The following is a 16506-nucleotide window of genomic DNA, read 5'->3' on the forward strand; positions in this document are numbered from 1 at the left end:
GGAATCGATTTAAGAATAAAATGATCCAGCAATTCAATGTGTTACAGCGTCCTTTCGCACGTCGCCAAGATACCGGCCTCTAGCTGGATTCATCGAAACCCCTGAGGGGTGCATCAGGAGTAAGAGGCAGTCCGTGGAGATCCCTCAGCACTTTCACGTTGTCGAGACGGCCGGATGGCTTGTGAACCACCGCATGAACTCCACCCTTCCCGGTTACCTCATGATCAGTTCCAAGACCGACACCAACGATCTGTCGGATCTGCCCGAAGACGCTTTGGCCGAATTCGGCCCATTGCTCGCAAGGGCTCAGAGTACGCTGAAACGGCAATTGAATGCTCAGCGCGTCTATATCGGCCGGTATGGACACACGCCCGGTTATCCGATCCATTTCCATGTGATCCCGATATATGAGTGGGTGGAGGAGTTGTTTTGGAAGGACGCTCGCTATCGTCTGCTCGAGAATTTCGCAGAAGGACCGGGGGAAACAGCAACGGATGGCGCGGAACTGACGCTGTTTGTCTGGCGCGAGTTCTGCGAACGCGCAGAGCCACCGCCGATCAGAGGGCCTTCGGTCTCAGAGGCTATTGAGTTGCTGCGGGAGGCAATGCGGTTTCCGCCGCTCTAGATCTTTGAGCTCATGCATGTCGCCGAAAATGCCCGGTGGTTTTGGCAAGACGGCATGCGCCAAGAGAAGGGCCCAAGACAACGCCTGCCTCGTGAGCCTGGCGATCCTATGGCCGAAAGCGAGGTCGAAGGTCTCCGACCGTCTCGACCAATAATCGCGGATTGCCTCCTTGAGATCGAAATTCCCGGCCGTCCGTCAATCCATGACGTATTGGATATGATGCCGGCCGTGCACGGCCGATTTCTGGACATGGGCGCGAACGCCGAAGACCCGGCCGATCATATCCTCCGTCAGCACTTCCTCCGGCGCGCCGGAGGCGACGACCTCGCCTTTCTGAAGCACCGCCAGCCTGTCGCAGAACATCGCCGCCAGGTTGAGATCGTGCAGCGCGACGATGCAGGTGATGCCGAGCTTCGAGATCAGCGAGAGAATGTCGAGCTGATGCTGGATATCGAGATGGTTGGTCGGCTCGTCGAGCAGCAGTTCGCTCGGTGCCTGCGCCAGCGATCTGGCAATATGGACGCGCTGGCGCTCGCCGCCCGACAGCGTCTGCCAGAGCTGGCCCGCTCTCTCCTGCATGCCCGTCCGCGACAGGGCCTCGTCGACGGCGGCATCGTCTCCGGCGCCCCAGGACGACAACAGCCCGCGATGCGGCGTGCGGCCGAGCCGCACCACGTCGTGCACGGTCAATTGCGTATCGGTCGTCGACTGCTGCTCGACGAAGGCGACGCGACGCGCAAGGGCTGCGCGCGGCAGCGATGAAATGTCGTCGTCACCCAACCTGATGATGCCGCTGCGAACCTTGCGCAGCCGGCAGATCAATCTGAGAAGGCTCGATTTGCCGGAACCGTTCGGCCCGAGCAGGCCGAGCACCTTGCCCTTTTCCACCGTAAGGCTGACGCCGTTGACGATGACAGTGTCACCGGCGGCAAAGCTCACCGCGTCGATGCTGATGCTCATGCCTTCCCCCGCACGCGATAGAGGATGACGGCAAAGGCCGGTGCGCCGAAGAGCGCGGTGACGACCCCGATCGGCAGGATCTGCTGCGGGATGATGATGCGCGAAATGATGTCGGCGCCGACCATGTAGATCGCGCCGCCGAGCGCCGTTGCCGGCAGCAGCCGCCTATGAGCCGGCCCGACGAGGAAGCGGGCGGCATGGGGGATGACGAGGCCGACGAAGCCGATCGAACCCACCATGCTGACGACGCTTGCCGTCATCGCCGCCGTCATGGCGAACAGCACGATCTGGACGCGGCGTACGGCAATGCCGAGCGAGGCGGCGGCATCCGTGCCGAAGGCGAAGGCGTCGAGCGCCCGCACATGGGCCATGCAGATGACGAAGCCGGCAAGCGCGATCGGCACCGACAGATAGACATCGGGCCAGCGCACGCCGCTGAGCGAACCCAGCAGCCAGAACAGGATGCCGCGCGCCTGCTCGGCATTCGCCGATGTCGTCACGATGTAGGAGGTCAGTGCATTGAAGAGCTGCGAACCGGCGACGCCGCATAGGATGATGCGCTCACCGGTTCCCGCCGCACCCGTCGCCAGGATGCCGACCAGCAAAAAGGCAATGACCGCACCGATGAAGGCGCCGCTCGACAGGCCGAGAACACCGTAGCCGAAACCGAGGATCATCACGCAGACGGCCCCCGTCGAGGCACCGGCGGAGATGCCGAGCACGTAGGGTTCGGCCAGCGGATTGCGCAGCAGCGCCTGCAGGATCGCGCCAGAAAGCGAGAGCGATGCGCCGGCGCTGGCCGCGACGAGCGCGCGGCTCAGACGATAATCCCAGACGATGCCCTGGTGGATGCGGCTGAGCTCGAAATCCGTTCCGAACAGACGGTTCGAAACCGCCTCCGCCGTCGTCGCAAGCGGGATGGCGATCTCGCCGATCGAAACGGCAAGGCTGATCATCATCCCGAGCAGGAGAAATGCCGCAATGGTGAGCGCAGCAAGCGCCCACCATCCCTGTTGCCTGACCGACACTGCCTTCACTGCGCCAGACCGAAGGACTTGATGCCGTTCGCCAATGTCTCGATACCGTCGATCGTGCGGATCGTCGGGTTCATCGACTGCGCGTCCATCATCACGAAGTGCTTGTTTTTGACCGCGTCCAGCTCCTTGGTCACAGGATCGTTCTCGAGGAAATCGACCTTGACCTTGGGATCGTCAGCGGCGTAACGGCGGCGGTCCATGGTCGCCAGAACGATCACGGCAGGGTTCGCCTGGGCGATGGTTTCCCAGCCGACCAGCGGCCATTCCTCTTCCGTCGTGACGACGTTCTTCGCGCCAATCGTCTTCAGAATATAGGCGGGCGCGCTGTTCTTGCCGGCGATGAAGGCGTCGCCATTGACCTCCTTGCTGGAGAACCAGAAGGCGACGGGCAGGTTCTTGCCCGAAGCGCCTGATATCGAAGCGACGGCATCCGCCTCGCGCTTCTTCAGCTCCGAAATCAGCGCATCGCCGCGCTCCTTCACATCGAAAATCTCCGAGAGCTCGGTAATTTCCCGGTAGATCAGGTCCATCGTAAACAGCTCCTTGCGCACGCCGTCGCCGCCATCGGTGTTGACCTTGGCGACGCAATCGGCCGGCGCGAGATAGGTATTGATCCCGAGATCCTTGAACTGCTCCCGCTTGCCGACCGAGCCCTGTGCGCCGACATGCCATTCGAACTCGGCCGTCACCAGGTCGGGCTCCTGCCCGACGACAGATTCGAAGCTCGGATCATTGTCGGCGAGCCGCGTTATCTTGCTGTTGGCCTCGGCATATTGCGGCAGGACGGGACCGACCCAGACGGCCGTTCCGGCGATCTTGTCGGCAAGGCCGAGCGAGAAGAGCACTTCGGTCATGCCCTGACCGATCGAAACCGCTTTGGATGGCGCCTTTTCGAAGGTCACCTGCTGGCCGCAATTGGTGATGGTCAAGGGATATCGGGTCGCGGCAAGGCTTGGTGCCGCAAGGCCGGCGAGCCCGAAGGCGAATGTCATGGTGGCGAGAATCTGGCGCATGGAAAACCTCGATGAAGGGAAAAATCACGGCCGTTCCGCGCATATGCGCGGACCGAAAGCACGCTTAGGCGCGCACTAGCCGCAGGAGGCCCAATCGAGACGGATGCATGCCGGAATTCGGCGAAGGTTCAGCAGGTCAATCATATCTGTTCCTTGTCCGGGCATCCCCGCCCGGTTGATTGGATCGTGATTGACGGCAGGTCTCCTGGCTTGCGGATATCCGTCGTTTCATCCTCCTTCCCGCGATATCTCGCAGTGGCAGGGCTATGAGCCCTTCAGAGATGGCCAGTCGCTGGCCACTCCTGAGATGATCGACAATCCGCTTACAGTTGCGGGGGCAGCCACGGTCTCGGTCCCTGCTGGGTCGTCCTCACCGTGTTCCCTATTAATCCCCTTGGAGTCATCTTCAGGGAACCGTCGCACCCAGTTACGTCGCCTGCACGCGCGCCGTCAATGCATATTCCGAAGGCGCCATGCCGCCAGCGGATAAATATATCGCGCACATAGCTTCACGCCGCCGTTCGGTGCACGAACTGCCGGTCGCGGTCAGTCTCGGATATGACCCCGGAAAGCGCCTCCTTGCGACAGGTACAGTCCCCGCGCCATTCTTGACCTTCGAAAATTACCCATTGATACGGTCCAGTGAATGGTCTAATTTTCTGGAGGAAACCAGGCTGCACTGGTCCTGGGGAGTGCGAACGATGCGAGTGTCTGTGACGGATGCCAAGGGGCAATTGACCGAGTTGGTCCGGCGTGCCGAGGCGGGTGACGAGGTCATCCTCACCCGGCACGGTCATGCTGCCGTGAAACTGGTTCCGGTGAGGGCAGCGCCCGATCGGAAATCCCGCCGGACGCTGATGGAAGCGGTGCGGGCCTCCGCCATAGCCAAAGCCGCCGACGGGCCGCCGGCCGCACGCAGCCAGGATTTCCTCTACGCCGACGACGGCCTGCCCGAATGATCGCCGTCGACACATCCGCCCTGATGGCGATCGTGCTTGGCGAACCACAAGCCGATGCCCTGATTGCCGTCCTCGAAGCCGAAGACGATCTCCTGATCTCCGCCGGCACGGTCGCCGAAGCCTTGATCGTCTCGGCCCGTCGCAACGTCGGCGATGAAATGGAACAACTGATCGACGGCCTCGGCTTCGAAATCGTGGCCGTCACCCCCGCCTCCGCCCGCCGCATCGCCGAAGCCTACCGCACCTGGGGCAAAGGCGCCCATCCTGCAAGTCTGAACTTCGGCGACTGCTTCGCCTACGAGGTGGCTAGGGAACATGGGTGCCGGCTGCTATTTGTGGGGGATGATTTCGTTAGGACCGATATAGAAAACGCGCTGTGAACGATGCGGCGATTGCCAGCGCCGGCCGGCCCTACAATGCATCCAGCGGTATCTTCAGATACCGCCTGCCATTCCCCTCCGGCTCGGGCAGCCGCCCGCCGCGGATATTCACCTGCAGCGCGTGCAGCATCAGCTTGGGCTTGGGCAGCGTGCGATCGCGCGCCTGGCGCAGCGCCACGAAGCCGGCCTCGTCGATGCCTGCAATATGCGGATTGGCGCGCTTCTGTGCCTCCACCGTGCTTTCCCAGCGCGGGTGCCGGCCGCCGGGCTGGTAATCGTGGCCGGAAAAGAGACGGGTCTCCTCGGGCAGCGACAGGATGGCCTGGATCGAGTGCCAGAGGGCGGCAGCGCTGCCGCCCGGGAAATCCGTGCGCGCCGTGCCGGAATCCGGCGTGAACACCGTGTCGTGCACAAAGGCGGCGTCACCGATCACATAGGTGATCGAGGCGAGTGTGTGCCCGGGCGAAAAAATCACGCGGGCTTTAAGCGCACCGATCTCGAACGTGTCGCCATCGGCAAACAGCCGGTCCCATTGCGAGCCGTCGGTCGCGAGCCCCGGCCAGTTGTAGATCTCCTTCCAGAGCGTCTGCACGTCGGTGACATGGGCGCCGATCGCCGTCGGCGCGCCGGTCTTCTCATGCAGATAATGCGCGGCGGAGAAATGATCGGCATGCGGATGCGTGTCGAGGATCCACTCGACCGTCAGCCCTTCGCTTTCGATATGAGCGAGGATGGCATCTGCATTGGCCGTTCCCGTCGCCCCCGACATCTCGTCGAAATCGAGCACCGGGTCGATGATGGCGCAGCGTTTCGTTGCCGGGTCGGAAACGACATATTGCACACTGCAGGTGCGGGGCTCGAAGAAGGCCTTCACATCAGCCACCTGCCCTGACCGCTTTTCCAGCCAGCGTCGCGCGCCGGCAAGATCAAAACCGAGGTTTTGACCGAAGGCCTCGACATCTCCGGGCTTCATCCGCCCGTCGAGCACCTCGCCCAGCGCATAAAGCGTCAACGCCCGCGTGCCGCTCTTGCAATGGGCGACGACCGGTCCCTTGGCCTCGGCCATCGCCGTCTGGAAGGCGCGGATATCGGCCTCGGTGATTTCGGTCCCCTTCACCGGCACGAAGCTGTAGGCGAGCCCGGCGGCAGCGGCGGAAGCCTTTTCCGCCGTATTGCCCGGCTGTCCCGGCTCCTCGCCATCCGGCCGGGCATTGATGACGGCAGCAAAGCCATCAGCCGCGAAGGCGGCAAAACCTGCGGCGTCGGGCTGGCCCGCCACCGATATCAGCTCATTGACCTTCACGGATGTCATCGAAGTCCCCGCGCTGCCCTCATCGGGCATTATCGCATGTATATCGATACAATCTCACAAGTATATTGCCGAACGCAAGAATAGGCGCTTGGTATTCCTCCGTGCATGTCGCCGGCCTGAAGAGCCTGACAACGCCGGCGGGAGACGCCGCCCAAACGCCCGCCCGGCCCGGCTTTGCATGTCAAAACGACAGCGTTGCCGCACCTTCCTTGATCTCGGCATGCATGGCGCTGGCGCCGACGATGACGATCCCGTCGAGTAAGTCTTCCTGCGTATAACCGCGCGAGGTCACACAGGGTGGGCAAGCCCAGATCGTGCCGCCGCGCTGCTGGAAATTCTCGATCAGGCTCGACAGCGGATCGAGCGGTGGCACATGCGTCATGCGCTGGCCGCCCTTGCGCACCAGGTCGATCCCGGTGCTGGTGAGGAATACCGAGACCTTCAGCCCGGCGGTGATGCCGCCATTGGCAATGGTGAAGGCGACGGAGGACAGTTCGGATTCGATGCCTTTGGTGACGAGCACGACCAGTTTGTCGCATTGAGTTTGCATAGTATTCTCCTTCAGCGGGTTTGAACGCACTGATGATAGGAGGACGCGCGGCGCGCGTATTTGGCCGGAATGCGTGAAGCCTTGTCCGAAAATCCAGACGCTGCGGGTGTTGCGCGCGAAGACGTGCTGTCGGCGCTGCTGTCGACGATCCGCCTTTCGGGGTCGCTGCAGTTCTGCTTCATGCCGACGGGCGACTGGCAGACCGATGCCACGCCGTCGCTGGCAGGCCTTTCGGCCAAGGCCTCGGGCACGATGCCGTTTCACATCGTCGTCGCCGGCAGTTGCTGGCTGAAGACGGAAGACGAAGAAACCGATTTGGAAGCCGGCGACGTGCTGGTCTTTCCCTTCGGCACTGGACATCAGCTCGGCGCGGGAAGAGACGGCATGCTGGTGCTGCCGACCCGCGATCTGCCGCAGAAGCCATGGCGTGAGATTCCCGTGCTGCGTTACGGCGACGAGACACAAGGGGTGCGCCTGCTCTGCGGCTATCTGCAGTGGGACGGGCTGAGCTTCGCACCGCTTCGGCAGGCCCTGCCCAGACTGATCCATGTCAGGACGCGGGCCGCCAATGACGGTGACTGGCTGCGCGCCACCATCCGCCAGATGGTCGAGGAGGTCGACAGGCCGCGTGCCGGTGGCGTCTCGATGCTACCGCGGCTGACGGAAATCATCTTCATCGAAATTCTGCGCCACCAGATCATGATGGCAGAGCCAAGCTCGGTCGGCTGGCTGGCAGCCCTCGCCGACCCCTCGCTCTCGCGCTGCCTTTCCCTCATTCACGACGATCCCAGGCGTGATTGGTCGCTGGAGCAACTGGCGGCGGCATCGGGAATGTCGCGCAGCGCGCTGGCCGAACGCTTCCAGGCGATGCTCTCGACATCACCGATCCGCTATATAAGGGACTGGCGGCTCTACCTCGCAAGCGTGGCGCTCGCCACCTCAGGCCAGCCGATCGCGGCGATCGCCTATGAAGCCGGCTATGCCACCGAAGCCGCCTTCAACCGCGCTTTCTCCCGCGCCTTCGCCACCCCACCAGCCGCCTGGCGGGCGACGGCGCAGGCGTAGAGGGTGATCGGCTCAATAAGCGCCAATGCTCAAGAGAGGTTGGCAGGAAGAAGCCGCGACACTCATGGGTGGAAAGAATCAAAGGATGCGCTAATTAGATCCACCATCAAAATCTGGAGCGCGCCTTGGATTCCGAATCCCCTCAGCCACTCACAGCTCGCTTTCCTGTCGGTGGCGGGGAAATTGGCCGACTGATCCAGACCCGCGACTGGAGCAAGACGCCGCTCGGTCCTCTCGAACTCTGGCCGCAAAGCCTGAAGACGGCCACCAACATGCTCCTGCTTTCACCCGTGCCGATCGTTCTTCTCTGGGGCGAAGATGGCGTGATGATCTACAACGACGCCTATTCCGTCTTCGCGGGCAGCCGCCATCCGGATCTTCTCGGTTCCAAGGTCCGTGAGGGCTGGAGCGAAATTGCCGATTTCAACGACAATGTGATGAAAGTCGGACTGGCGGGGAAAACGCTCGCCTACGAGAACCAGGAGCTGACGCTCTTGCGCCACGGCAGCCCGGCTCCCGTCTGGATGAACCTCGACTATTCGCCCGTCCTCGACGAAAGCGGCAAACCCGCCGGCGTCATCGCGATCGTCGTCGAAACGACGAAAAGCGTCCTTGCCCAGCGCCGGCTGCGCGAGAGCGAAGAGAGGTTCAGGGCGTTCACGACCGCGACGACCGATATCGTCTATCGTATGAGCGCCGACTGGAAGGAGATGCAGCAGCTCGACGGTCGTAACGTTCTCGCCGACACGGCCAATCCGACTGTCGCGTGGCAGGAGGCCTATTTGTTTCCCGAGGACATTCCAGCGATCCAGGCGGTGATCGACGAGGCCATATCAAGCAAGGGTGTTTTCGAATGCGAGCATCGCGTCCGCCGCGCCGACGGCAGCACCGGGTGGGTGCTGTCACGGGCTGTTCCACTCTTGAACGACCCAGGCGCCATTGTCGAATGGTTTGGGGCCGCGACCGATATCACCGAGCGGCGACGCAAGCAGCAACAGCTGGAACTTGTCGTTCATGAACTCAACCATCGCGTTAAGAACAATCTGGCGATGGTGCAGGCTTTCGCATTCCGCACCTTCCGGGATGCCGAAGACATCCCTCGTGCCCTGGACAGTTTCACGGCGCGGCTGGTGTCGCTCGGCCGTGCCAATGATCTGTTGACAGGCGAATTGTGGAGCAGTGCCTCCTTGAAACAGACGCTCGACCAAGCGACCGTTCCGCATCGGCCGGACGGCGGGCGGTGGGAGTTGACCGGAGACGAAATCCGGGTCTCCGCAAAGACGGCGCTGGCGCTGACCATGGCCTTTCACGAACTCGGCACGAATGCCGTCCGCCATGGCGCATGGTCGAATGATGGCGGCGCCGTCAGCGTCAAATGTTCCCTCCAAATCATCGACGGAATGCAACGCTACCGCATAGACTGGAACGAACATGGCGGACCGCCTGTCGAACAACCTAAGCGGAAGGGCTTCGGCACGGTCCTCATACAGCGTGGCCTTGCCGCGGAGACGGGAGGCAATGTGGAGATTTCGTTTGCCGAAAGGGGTTTTTCCTTCAGCCTCGACGCTCCGGCAGACCGTCTTCGGAACGAATGACATGGCCAAGCGTGTTCTTGTCGTCGAAGATGAAATGACCATCGCCATGATGATCGAGGATATGCTCGTGGACCTCGGTCACGAGGTCGTCGCGACAGCCGCGCGTTTGCCCTCGGCGCTGGAGGTTGCGGCCGATGGAAATCTTGATTTCGTCATTCTCGATGTGAACCTGGCCGGGCATCAGTCATTCCCGGTGGCGGCAGTCCTTCAGCAGCGCGGTATCCCGTTTGCCTTCGCAACCGGATATGGGCCAGCGGGTATCGATCCCGCCTTTGCCGGCCGGCCAGTGTTGACCAAGCCGTTCACAACTGCCGACCTTGCCGCTGTCATCGAAAGTGTCGGCTGAGACCCAAGAGGGCCGACGCCCAAGTCCAAGAGCCGCCCCAATGAGACGTGTTGTGGCGGGCGATGGCGCAGGGCTGAGGATCCGATCGACACCCTGATGGACGATCAGCGCGGTTGCGGGCCTGTCAATCCGAGGGCCAGCGTGATGTCGTTGATGATCCCCAGTCGCGCTTCGATCACCGCGATTTTCTCAGGTGTATCGGCACCAAAAGCCTCGATATCGATGAACATTTGCTCGCAGCCGCCTGGCGTGACCGTGCCGAACATCTGGCCGGGTTCCTCGCCTATGTTTCGCCAGCTGTGCGGTACATGTGGCGGCAGAACGACGACGGTTCCCACGGGCGCGTCGAACGCCTCGTCGCCGCATTGGAATCGATAGAGACCGCGAATGACCCGAAAGACTTCGATCTCCCGCGTATGCGTGTGCGGGGCCGGACCATGACCGGGCGGCGTGAAGGTTTCCCACATCCCGAACGCGCCGCCGGTCTCGGCGGCTGTGGCATGGATGACGATCCTCGCGCCGAAGGGCGTCTTCGCCACGCGCTCCTTGCCGGGCAAAGAGACAACGGCATTCCTGAAACTCGACATATCCACCTCCCCCTTGATTACGGGCTTTGGGCCACGCTCACGTCGTCACCCTTGCGGCGCAGGCACGTCGATCATGGCTTCGATATTGTATCCGTCGGGATCGAGAACGAAGCAGGCAAAGTATTTCTCGCTATATTGCGGCCGCGGACCGGGCGCCCCATTGTCCCCAGCGCCGGCTTCGAGCGCGGCCCGATAAAACGCCTCCACTTCCGCTCTGCTTTGGACCCGGAAGGCAACGTGCAAACGCGTCAGAGGCGGCTTGTCGTCGGTGTGCTGGATCTCGAACAGGCTGCCGCCGACGTCGAAGGCCCAGAATACACCCTCCTTTCCGAAGGAGAGGCGATAACCCAGAGGTTCGAAAGCGCGTTCATAGAACAATTTGCTCTTCTGCAGGTCACTCACTGCGATGGTGATATGATCGATCATGCCGTGCCCTCCCTATCGTTCCGCGTCCCATCATAGTTGAATCCCGGCAGCGGAAAAGCCGACAAAGCCCACCCGATACCCTGCCAACGCCGCCCGCCATGAACTCTTTCCGGCCGCTCGACATCGGCATCAATATCAGCCTAAGGTCCCGGGCGGGGATGGACGGGAGGGGATAACCGATGTCCCTCAGCTGGTCGGGCGTCAGGTCTGCCAATGCCTCCGTCTTGCGACGCTCCGCTGCCACTGCCGGAGTAGCTGCCGCTTCAGCGGCTTCTTCGGAACGAAGGGGGCATGCCGGGCTATTACCGCCCCCTTTCGGCTAATTGCGAAACGATGCTGCTTCGTGCGAAAATGCCACGCTATGGATCACACGGGCGAAGTTCTCATTCTCACCGGGCCGCCGGGCTCGGGAAAAACCACGACGGCCGAGGCGCTCGCCCGCGAGCCCGGCTCGCCGAAGGTCCATCTTCATTCCGACGATTTCTGGCATTTCATCAAGAACGGCGTGATCCCGCCCTATCTGCCGGAGGCGCATGAACAGAATATCGTTGTCGTCGACGTGTTGACGAAGGCGGCGGCAGGCTATGCCAGCGGCGGCTACTTCGTCGTCGTCGACGGCATCGTCGGGCCGTGGTTCCTGGAACCGTTCCGGAAAATCGCGGCACCCCTCCACTACGTGATTCTGCGTCCGCCGCTCGATGTCGCCATCCGGCGCTGCCGGGAGCGTGGCGGCGACGCGCTGACCGATCCCGCCCCTATTGCGGCGCTCCATCAGCAATTCTCATCACTTGGCCCGTTCGAGCAACATGTCGTCTCGACGGAGGGGCACGACAGGGAAGACACGTTGCGCAAGGTGATCGAGGCTATGCGCAGCGGCATGTTTCGCCTGGCGTCATAACGCAAGCCCCTCAGCTTTCGGCGCAAGCTGCAGACATTGCCGGGATTCTCTTACCCGATCCCGGTTCGAGCGAGTCGGGAAATTCATGAGCGGACCTCATGAGTTCATGCCGATATCTCCGGCTAATCGCCGCCGGGCTTTGCCCTATCTTGGGATCAAACCTGGGAAGGAGGACTTGAAATGATCAAGCGCAAGCTCGGCCAAAGAGGCCCTGACGTATCGGCGATCGGCTTCGGCTGCATGGGGCTGAACTATCATCGCGGGACGGCGATGGAGCGCGGTGATGCCGTCGCGCTCCTGCGGGCGGCCCACGACCGGGGTGTCACCTTCTTTGACACTGCCGAAGCCTACGGGCCGTTCACCAACGAGGAACTCGTCGGCGAGGCGCTGGCGCCGATCCGTGATGAGGTGGTGATCGCGACGAAATTCGGCTTTAGGGATGGCCGGCCGGAAGTTGGTCTGGATAGCCGGCCGGAACGCATCCGTGTGGTCGTCGAAGAAGCCCTCAAGCGGCTGCGCACCGATCGCATCGATATCTTCTACCAGCATCGGGTCGACCCGGCCGTACCGATCGAAGAGGTGGCAGGCACGGTGAAGGATCTGATCGGCGCCGGCAAAGTGCTGCATTTCGGCCTGTCAGAAGCGGGCGTCGAAGCAATCCGCCGCGCCCATGCCGTCCAGCCGATCACCGTGTTGCAAAGCGAATATTCGCTGTGGTGGCGCAACCCGGAACAGGAAATCCTGCCCGTCGTCGAAGAGCTCGGCATTGGCTTCGTGCCCTATAGCCCGCTCGGCCGCGGCTTCCTCACCGGCAAGATGGACGAGAACACCAGTTTCGAAGGCGGCAACGACCACCGCAAGACCAATCCGCGCCTCTCGGCCGAAAACCGCAAGGCAAACCAGCCGGTGGTCGATGCGATCGAGGTCATCGCCGCTCGCAGAAACGCGACCGCGGCCCAGATCGCCATTGCTTGGCTGATGGCCCGCAAGCCTTGGATCGTCCCCATTCCCGGCACCACCAAGCTGCACCGGCTGGAAGAGAATATCGCTGCCGCCGACATCACCTTCACATCGGAGGAACTGGCCGAGATCGACGCGGTCTTCTCAGGCATCGAGATCCACGGCGACCGCTACTCCGCAACATCGGCAGCCCGCGTCACGCGGTGAGCCGACGACACTGATCGTTCGATGCGACAGCACGAACGTTCTTGTCTGGTGCGCCGGCGTTGGATGGATGCAAGGAGCAGCGTTGCGGCGTGTCCTTCGAGGCTCCGCCCTATGGGCTGCGCGCCTCAGGATGAGGGCCGTTGGAGGCTGCCGCATTCCCAACAACAGGCGTGAGTGGACGCGGCAACCCCTCTTCCGTCATGCTCGGGCTTGTCCCGAGCATCTGCAATCGGTGCAGCAGAGCCTCGGCAAAAGGCTGACATGACGGAAGAGCGAGGCGGCGTTCGCGTCAAACTGAAACCGCCCGCGAGAAAACGCGGGCGGTTGCATCGTGTGGCACGCGCCTCAAGCGCGGATTATCAGTCCTGCCCCTGCAGGCGGTCCATCACTTGCAGCAGCAGATCGGCGCAGACCTTCATCGGTTCGTCCTCGGCGCATTTGAGATCGATCCGGGTATTCCCGTCCTCGATCCGGAAATGCGCTGCCTTGGACGGCGGTGGCGGTGGCGGGCGATGACCGCGGAAACCACGGAAGCCCATGTCGCCTCTCCGACCATGCCAGCGGTAATCGGGGCGATCTCCCGGCCGCGCATCCGGCCGGTCCGTCATCTGCTCATCGTCATCAGGAGTGGACGGAGACGGCGGAGGAGGAGGCGAGCCGGGTTCGGCCGCTGCCGGTGGGGTTCCGGCGGTTGGCGGAGCGGGCGGCTGTTGGGCAAAAGCGGTGCCGGCGAGTGCGGCAAGGGCAAGGCCTGATAGAAGAAGTCGTTGCATGGAAGCGTTCCTTTCGGAGTTGTGAGGCGTGTCTGTAAACACCGCAGCGCGGCTTTGGTTCACGCCCGTCAGGGCCTGTGATCGAAATCCGCAAATCGTCTGTGCGGCGGACCTTTCGGCGGACGCAGCGCTTCGGTTCGTCCATCCTGGCGAACGAGGTAGCTCGCATGCACGAAGCCGTCGTCGAAGCGTCCCTGGACGGTGACGGCTTCATCCTTCGTGACAAGATCCCCGTCCTCGCCGGCCCGGCCGGTTTCAACAAGCGCCTTGCCGCTCTCGTCCTGCAACACGAACTTGTTGCCGTAGATCTCGGCAACCTTGCCCTTGATGGTAACGAGGCTGGTGGCCGGCATGGCCGAAATCGCCACCGGCGTCAGCGGCGCCATTTCGGGCATGGGACGCATCATCTTCACGGCGCTCGCGCCCCCGGCAGCGCCGATAACAAGCGCCACGGCGGCAGCGATCACCGGGATCGCCAGCCGGCGCCGGCGGTGTTCTGGCGGCACGGGCGTGGCGGCACCTTCGGGATGCCCGTTGTCCTGGTCTTCGTTCGGCATATATCTGCTCCTTGCTTCAGTAATGGCTGCAATCTAGCCGCCCCACCCCCTCGCCTGCCTGAACCTCTCCGTTCAGATTGAGTTAAGCTCGGCCCGATAGTTTTGGCCCGTTCCCTGAGACGCCCTGCGATGAAAGCCCTGCCCCATGCGCGTACTGCTCGTCGAAGATGACGAAGACCTGAGCGGCCGGATCGCCGCCGTGCTGCGATCGGAAAACTTCGTCGTCGATATCGCGCGCAACGGCGAGGACGCTCTCCATGCGGGCCTCACCGAACTCTTCGATGTTGCGATCCTCGACCTCGGCCTGCCCAAGATCGATGGCGTCAGCGTGCTGAAGGGCTGGCGCGAGGGCGACCGCAACCTGCCGGTTCTGGTGCTGACGGCGCGCGACGGCTGGCCGGACAAGGTCTCGAGCTTCAAGGCCGGCGCCGACGATTTCCTTGCCAAACCGTTCAAGGTGGAGGAACTGGTGCTGCGCCTGCGCGCGCTCGTGCGCCGGGCGTCCGGTCACGCCGCCTCGCGGCTCGTCTGCGGCGCGTTGGTCTTTGATGCCCAGCTCGGCACCTTCGAGCTCGACGGCCTGCCGCTGAAGCTGACAGCGCTGGAATGGCGGGTTCTCTCCTGCCTGATGCTGCGCAAGGAGATGATCGTCGACCGGCGCGAACTCACCGAGCGCGTCTATGACGGCGATGCCGAAGTCGACTCCAATTCCATCGAAGTCATCATCGCCCGCCTGCGCAAGAAGCTCGGGGGTGAACGCATCGAGACGATGCGTGGCCGTATCGAGACGGTGCGCGGCCGCGGCTATATGCTGACGGCAGCAGCGGCACCATGAAGGCCGCCTCCCTCAAACCGAAATCGATTGCCGGTCGGCTGCTGATGTTCTCCGGCATCTTCGTGACGCTAGCGCTGGTCGTTGCTGCCATCGTGCTGTGGCTGGCGCTGAAGACGGTGGTGCGCGAGCAGGTCGATCAGCGTTTGGACACCCAGATCGGCGCCTTGGCCGCTGCTGTGACGCGCGACGCTCAAGGGAAGATTGTCCTTTCCGCGCCGCTCGATGCGCCGCCCTTCGATCGCCCCTCATCCGGCTGGTACTGGCAGATCGACGACGGGCAACAGCGCCTGACCTCCCGCTCCCTGATGAACGGCACGATAGACGCGCCGCCGCCCCGGCAGGATCTGCGCCATGTGCTGATGGGCATGCCGACATCAGGCAGGGGCGGTGATCGCGGCAGTGGACCGCTTTATCTTCGCCAGGCCATCCGCAGCATCGAAGGCATGACGCTGACGATCACCGCGACAGCGCCGATGATCGCCCTCGTCGGCCCGGCGCTGCGCGCGCTCTTCTGGCTGGTTCCCTGCATGCTGCTGCTCGGCCTCGTGCTGATGGCCGGCACGCTCTGGCAGATCCGCTTCGGCCTCAGCCCGCTGAAATCCATGGCGGCCAATATCGATGCCATCAACCGAGGCGAACGCGCCCGCCTGCCCGACGAGGCGACCAAGGAGCTTGCGCCGCTCTCGGCGAAGACCAACGCGCTGCTGGTGGCCAACGAAGAGCGGCTCGCGGCAACCCGCATGCAATTCGCCAATCTCGCCCACGGCCTCAAGACGCCGGTGGCGAGCCTGCTGCTGGCGCTCGACGAGAAAAACGATCCGCAAGGCGCAATGCGCAACCTCGCAGCCCGCATCGACAACCGGATCAAACACCACCTCGCCGCCGCCCGCCGCGTGATGGCCTCGTCGGACAATGTCGTCAGCACCGACGTGGCGACTTCGGTCGCCGATCTGCACCGGGCGATCGGCCAGATCCACGCCGAGCGCAACATCGCCTTCGACACCGATATCGCGCCGGGCCTGCGCGTCGCCTGCGACGAAAGCGATGTCGAGGAAATGCTCGGCAACCTGATCGACAACGCCTTCAAATGGGCCGCCTCCCACGTGAAAGTCAGTGCCCGCCGCAACGGCCCGACCGCCCGCATCACCATCGAGGACGACGGCCCCGGCATCCCCCCGGACCGCCTCGCTGCTGTGCTGCTGCCGGGTGTGCGCGAGGACGAGCATGTGCCGGGCAATGGGTTTGGGCTGAGTATCGTCAGCGAGCTGGCGGGGTTGTATGGCGGGTCGCTGGTGCTGGAGGCGAACGGGGCGATGGGGTTGCGGTGTGTGTTGTGTTTGCCGGCGGCGGTGGGGCTGGTCCTGCGTGATGACGACAAGCTAACCAATGGCATCATTCGTTCAGATGAGCTCAACCCGTGA

The 16506-nt window shown here is 63.0% G+C and carries 19 protein-coding genes and 1 riboswitch; of the genes, 10 read left to right on the forward strand and 9 right to left on the reverse strand.

Annotation, left to right across the window (positions count from 1 at the left end):
- Positions 1-133: 133 nt before the first annotated feature.
- Entirely contained in the window at positions 134-625 is a 492-nt protein-coding gene (locus tag AC2444_RS13150) for an HIT family protein (protein ID WP_012758050.1), read from the forward strand.
- A gap of 195 nt (positions 626-820) precedes the next feature.
- On the opposite strand, the gene AC2444_RS13155 is transcribed toward AC2444_RS13150, so the two are convergent.
- From AC2444_RS13155 to AC2444_RS13165, 3 genes are read right to left on the reverse strand one after another with little or no spacing between them, the layout of a single operon-like run.
- The gene (locus tag AC2444_RS13155) at positions 821-1585 is read right to left on the reverse strand and encodes an ABC transporter ATP-binding protein (protein WP_012758051.1); all 765 of its coding nucleotides are present in this window, start codon (positions 1583-1585) and stop codon (positions 821-823) included.
- On the reverse strand, positions 1582-2622 hold the full coding sequence (locus AC2444_RS13160) for a FecCD family ABC transporter permease (RefSeq protein WP_012758052.1): 1041 nt from the start codon (positions 2620-2622) through the stop codon (positions 1582-1584). Before AC2444_RS13160 ends, AC2444_RS13155 begins: the two co-directional genes overlap by 4 nt.
- Entirely contained in the window at positions 2619-3635 is a 1017-nt protein-coding gene (locus tag AC2444_RS13165) for an ABC transporter substrate-binding protein (protein ID WP_012758053.1), read from the reverse strand. Before AC2444_RS13165 ends, AC2444_RS13160 begins: the two co-directional genes overlap by 4 nt.
- A gap of 178 nt (positions 3636-3813) precedes the next feature.
- A riboswitch (cobalamin riboswitch) is annotated at positions 3814-4069 on the reverse strand.
- A 267-nt stretch (positions 4070-4336) separates the two neighbouring features.
- On the opposite strand from AC2444_RS13165, the gene AC2444_RS13170 reads away from it, so the two are divergent.
- Complete coding sequence (locus tag AC2444_RS13170) at positions 4337-4594, forward strand: type II toxin-antitoxin system Phd/YefM family antitoxin (protein ID WP_012758054.1); 258 nt, start codon at positions 4337-4339, stop codon at positions 4592-4594.
- Complete coding sequence (locus AC2444_RS13175; protein WP_012758055.1) at positions 4591-4974, forward strand: type II toxin-antitoxin system VapC family toxin; 384 nt, start codon at positions 4591-4593, stop codon at positions 4972-4974. The genes AC2444_RS13170 and AC2444_RS13175 overlap by 4 nt, the downstream gene beginning before the upstream one ends.
- 31 nt (positions 4975-5005) lie before the next feature.
- On the opposite strand, the gene blh is transcribed toward AC2444_RS13175, so the two are convergent.
- A complete protein-coding gene (gene blh, locus AC2444_RS13180) occupies positions 5006-6286 on the reverse strand; it encodes a bifunctional sulfur transferase/dioxygenase Blh (RefSeq protein WP_128449172.1) in 1281 nt (426 codons plus the stop codon).
- Positions 6287-6467: 181 nt separating this feature from the next.
- Positions 6468-6836 (reverse strand): DsrE family protein, encoded by a 369-nt coding sequence (locus AC2444_RS13185; RefSeq protein WP_012758057.1) that lies wholly within the window; start codon positions 6834-6836, stop codon positions 6468-6470.
- 69 nt (positions 6837-6905) lie between these two features.
- On the opposite strand from AC2444_RS13185, the gene AC2444_RS13190 reads away from it, so the two are divergent.
- From AC2444_RS13190 to AC2444_RS13200, 3 genes are all read left to right on the forward strand, one after another.
- A complete protein-coding gene (locus AC2444_RS13190; RefSeq protein WP_012758058.1) occupies positions 6906-7901 on the forward strand; it encodes an AraC family transcriptional regulator in 996 nt (331 codons plus the stop codon).
- A 125-nt stretch (positions 7902-8026) separates the two neighbouring features.
- Positions 8027-9496: a sensor histidine kinase gene (locus AC2444_RS13195; RefSeq protein WP_012758059.1), complete on the forward strand. Its 1470-nt coding sequence runs from the start codon at positions 8027-8029 to the stop codon at positions 9494-9496.
- 1 nt (position 9497) lies between these two features.
- Positions 9498-9842 (forward strand): response regulator, encoded by a 345-nt coding sequence (locus AC2444_RS13200; protein WP_012758060.1) that lies wholly within the window; start codon positions 9498-9500, stop codon positions 9840-9842.
- A 104-nt stretch (positions 9843-9946) separates the two neighbouring features.
- Here AC2444_RS13200 and AC2444_RS13205 read toward each other — a convergent pair whose 3' ends face one another.
- Complete coding sequence (locus AC2444_RS13205; protein ID WP_012758061.1) at positions 9947-10429, reverse strand: cupin domain-containing protein; 483 nt, start codon at positions 10427-10429, stop codon at positions 9947-9949.
- A 45-nt stretch (positions 10430-10474) separates the two neighbouring features.
- Positions 10475-10855, reverse strand: coding sequence for a VOC family protein (locus AC2444_RS13210; protein WP_012758062.1), 381 nt, complete (start codon positions 10853-10855; stop codon positions 10475-10477).
- Between the two features lie 361 nt (positions 10856-11216).
- On the opposite strand from AC2444_RS13210, the gene AC2444_RS13215 reads away from it, so the two are divergent.
- On the forward strand, positions 11217-11753 hold the full coding sequence (locus AC2444_RS13215; protein WP_012758063.1) for an ATP-binding protein: 537 nt from the start codon (positions 11217-11219) through the stop codon (positions 11751-11753).
- A gap of 180 nt (positions 11754-11933) precedes the next feature.
- A complete protein-coding gene (locus AC2444_RS13220) occupies positions 11934-12920 on the forward strand; it encodes an aldo/keto reductase (protein ID WP_012758064.1) in 987 nt (328 codons plus the stop codon).
- 359 nt (positions 12921-13279) lie between these two features.
- Here AC2444_RS13220 and AC2444_RS13225 read toward each other — a convergent pair whose 3' ends face one another.
- Both AC2444_RS13225 and AC2444_RS13230 read right to left on the reverse strand, forming a co-directional pair.
- Entirely contained in the window at positions 13280-13693 is a 414-nt protein-coding gene (locus tag AC2444_RS13225; RefSeq protein WP_041935546.1) for a hypothetical protein, read from the reverse strand.
- A 68-nt stretch (positions 13694-13761) separates the two neighbouring features.
- Positions 13762-14250, reverse strand: coding sequence for a hypothetical protein (locus tag AC2444_RS13230; protein ID WP_012758066.1), 489 nt, complete (start codon positions 14248-14250; stop codon positions 13762-13764).
- A 145-nt stretch (positions 14251-14395) separates the two neighbouring features.
- Between AC2444_RS13230 and AC2444_RS13235 the strand changes: the two genes are divergently transcribed.
- Together AC2444_RS13235 and AC2444_RS13240 are read left to right on the forward strand one after the other, a co-directional pair.
- Positions 14396-15085: a response regulator transcription factor gene (locus tag AC2444_RS13235; protein ID WP_012758067.1), complete on the forward strand. Its 690-nt coding sequence runs from the start codon at positions 14396-14398 to the stop codon at positions 15083-15085.
- The gene (locus tag AC2444_RS13240; RefSeq protein WP_012758068.1) at positions 15082-16506 is read left to right on the forward strand and encodes a sensor histidine kinase; all 1425 of its coding nucleotides are present in this window, start codon (positions 15082-15084) and stop codon (positions 16504-16506) included. Before AC2444_RS13235 ends, AC2444_RS13240 begins: the two co-directional genes overlap by 4 nt.

Source organism: Rhizobium sp. WSM1328 (assembly GCF_057653715.1).

Coding starts and splice junctions, on each gene's coding strand:
- AC2444_RS13220 (WP_012758064.1), top strand. CDS start 11,934: ATGATCAAGCGCAAGCTCGGCCAAAGAGGCCCTGACGTATCGGCGATC.
- AC2444_RS13210 (WP_012758062.1), bottom strand. CDS start 10,855: ATGATCGATCATATCACCATCGCAGTGAGTGACCTGCAGAAGAGCAAA.
- AC2444_RS13175 (WP_012758055.1), top strand. CDS start 4,591: ATGATCGCCGTCGACACATCCGCCCTGATGGCGATCGTGCTTGGCGAA.
- AC2444_RS13240 (WP_012758068.1), top strand. CDS start 15,082: ATGAAGGCCGCCTCCCTCAAACCGAAATCGATTGCCGGTCGGCTGCTG.
- AC2444_RS13170 (WP_012758054.1), top strand. CDS start 4,337: ATGCGAGTGTCTGTGACGGATGCCAAGGGGCAATTGACCGAGTTGGTC.
- AC2444_RS13165 (WP_012758053.1), bottom strand. CDS start 3,635: ATGCGCCAGATTCTCGCCACCATGACATTCGCCTTCGGGCTCGCCGGC.
- AC2444_RS13190 (WP_012758058.1), top strand. CDS start 6,906: ATGCGTGAAGCCTTGTCCGAAAATCCAGACGCTGCGGGTGTTGCGCGC.
- AC2444_RS13225 (WP_041935546.1), bottom strand. CDS start 13,693: ATGCAACGACTTCTTCTATCAGGCCTTGCCCTTGCCGCACTCGCCGGC.
- AC2444_RS13235 (WP_012758067.1), top strand. CDS start 14,396: ATGCGCGTACTGCTCGTCGAAGATGACGAAGACCTGAGCGGCCGGATC.
- AC2444_RS13230 (WP_012758066.1), bottom strand. CDS start 14,250: ATGCCGAACGAAGACCAGGACAACGGGCATCCCGAAGGTGCCGCCACG.
- AC2444_RS13200 (WP_012758060.1), top strand. CDS start 9,498: ATGGCCAAGCGTGTTCTTGTCGTCGAAGATGAAATGACCATCGCCATG.
- AC2444_RS13185 (WP_012758057.1), bottom strand. CDS start 6,836: ATGCAAACTCAATGCGACAAACTGGTCGTGCTCGTCACCAAAGGCATC.
- AC2444_RS13155 (WP_012758051.1), bottom strand. CDS start 1,585: ATGAGCATCAGCATCGACGCGGTGAGCTTTGCCGCCGGTGACACTGTC.
- blh (WP_128449172.1), bottom strand. CDS start 6,286: ATGACATCCGTGAAGGTCAATGAGCTGATATCGGTGGCGGGCCAGCCC.
- AC2444_RS13215 (WP_012758063.1), top strand. CDS start 11,217: ATGGATCACACGGGCGAAGTTCTCATTCTCACCGGGCCGCCGGGCTCG.
- AC2444_RS13205 (WP_012758061.1), bottom strand. CDS start 10,429: ATGTCGAGTTTCAGGAATGCCGTTGTCTCTTTGCCCGGCAAGGAGCGC.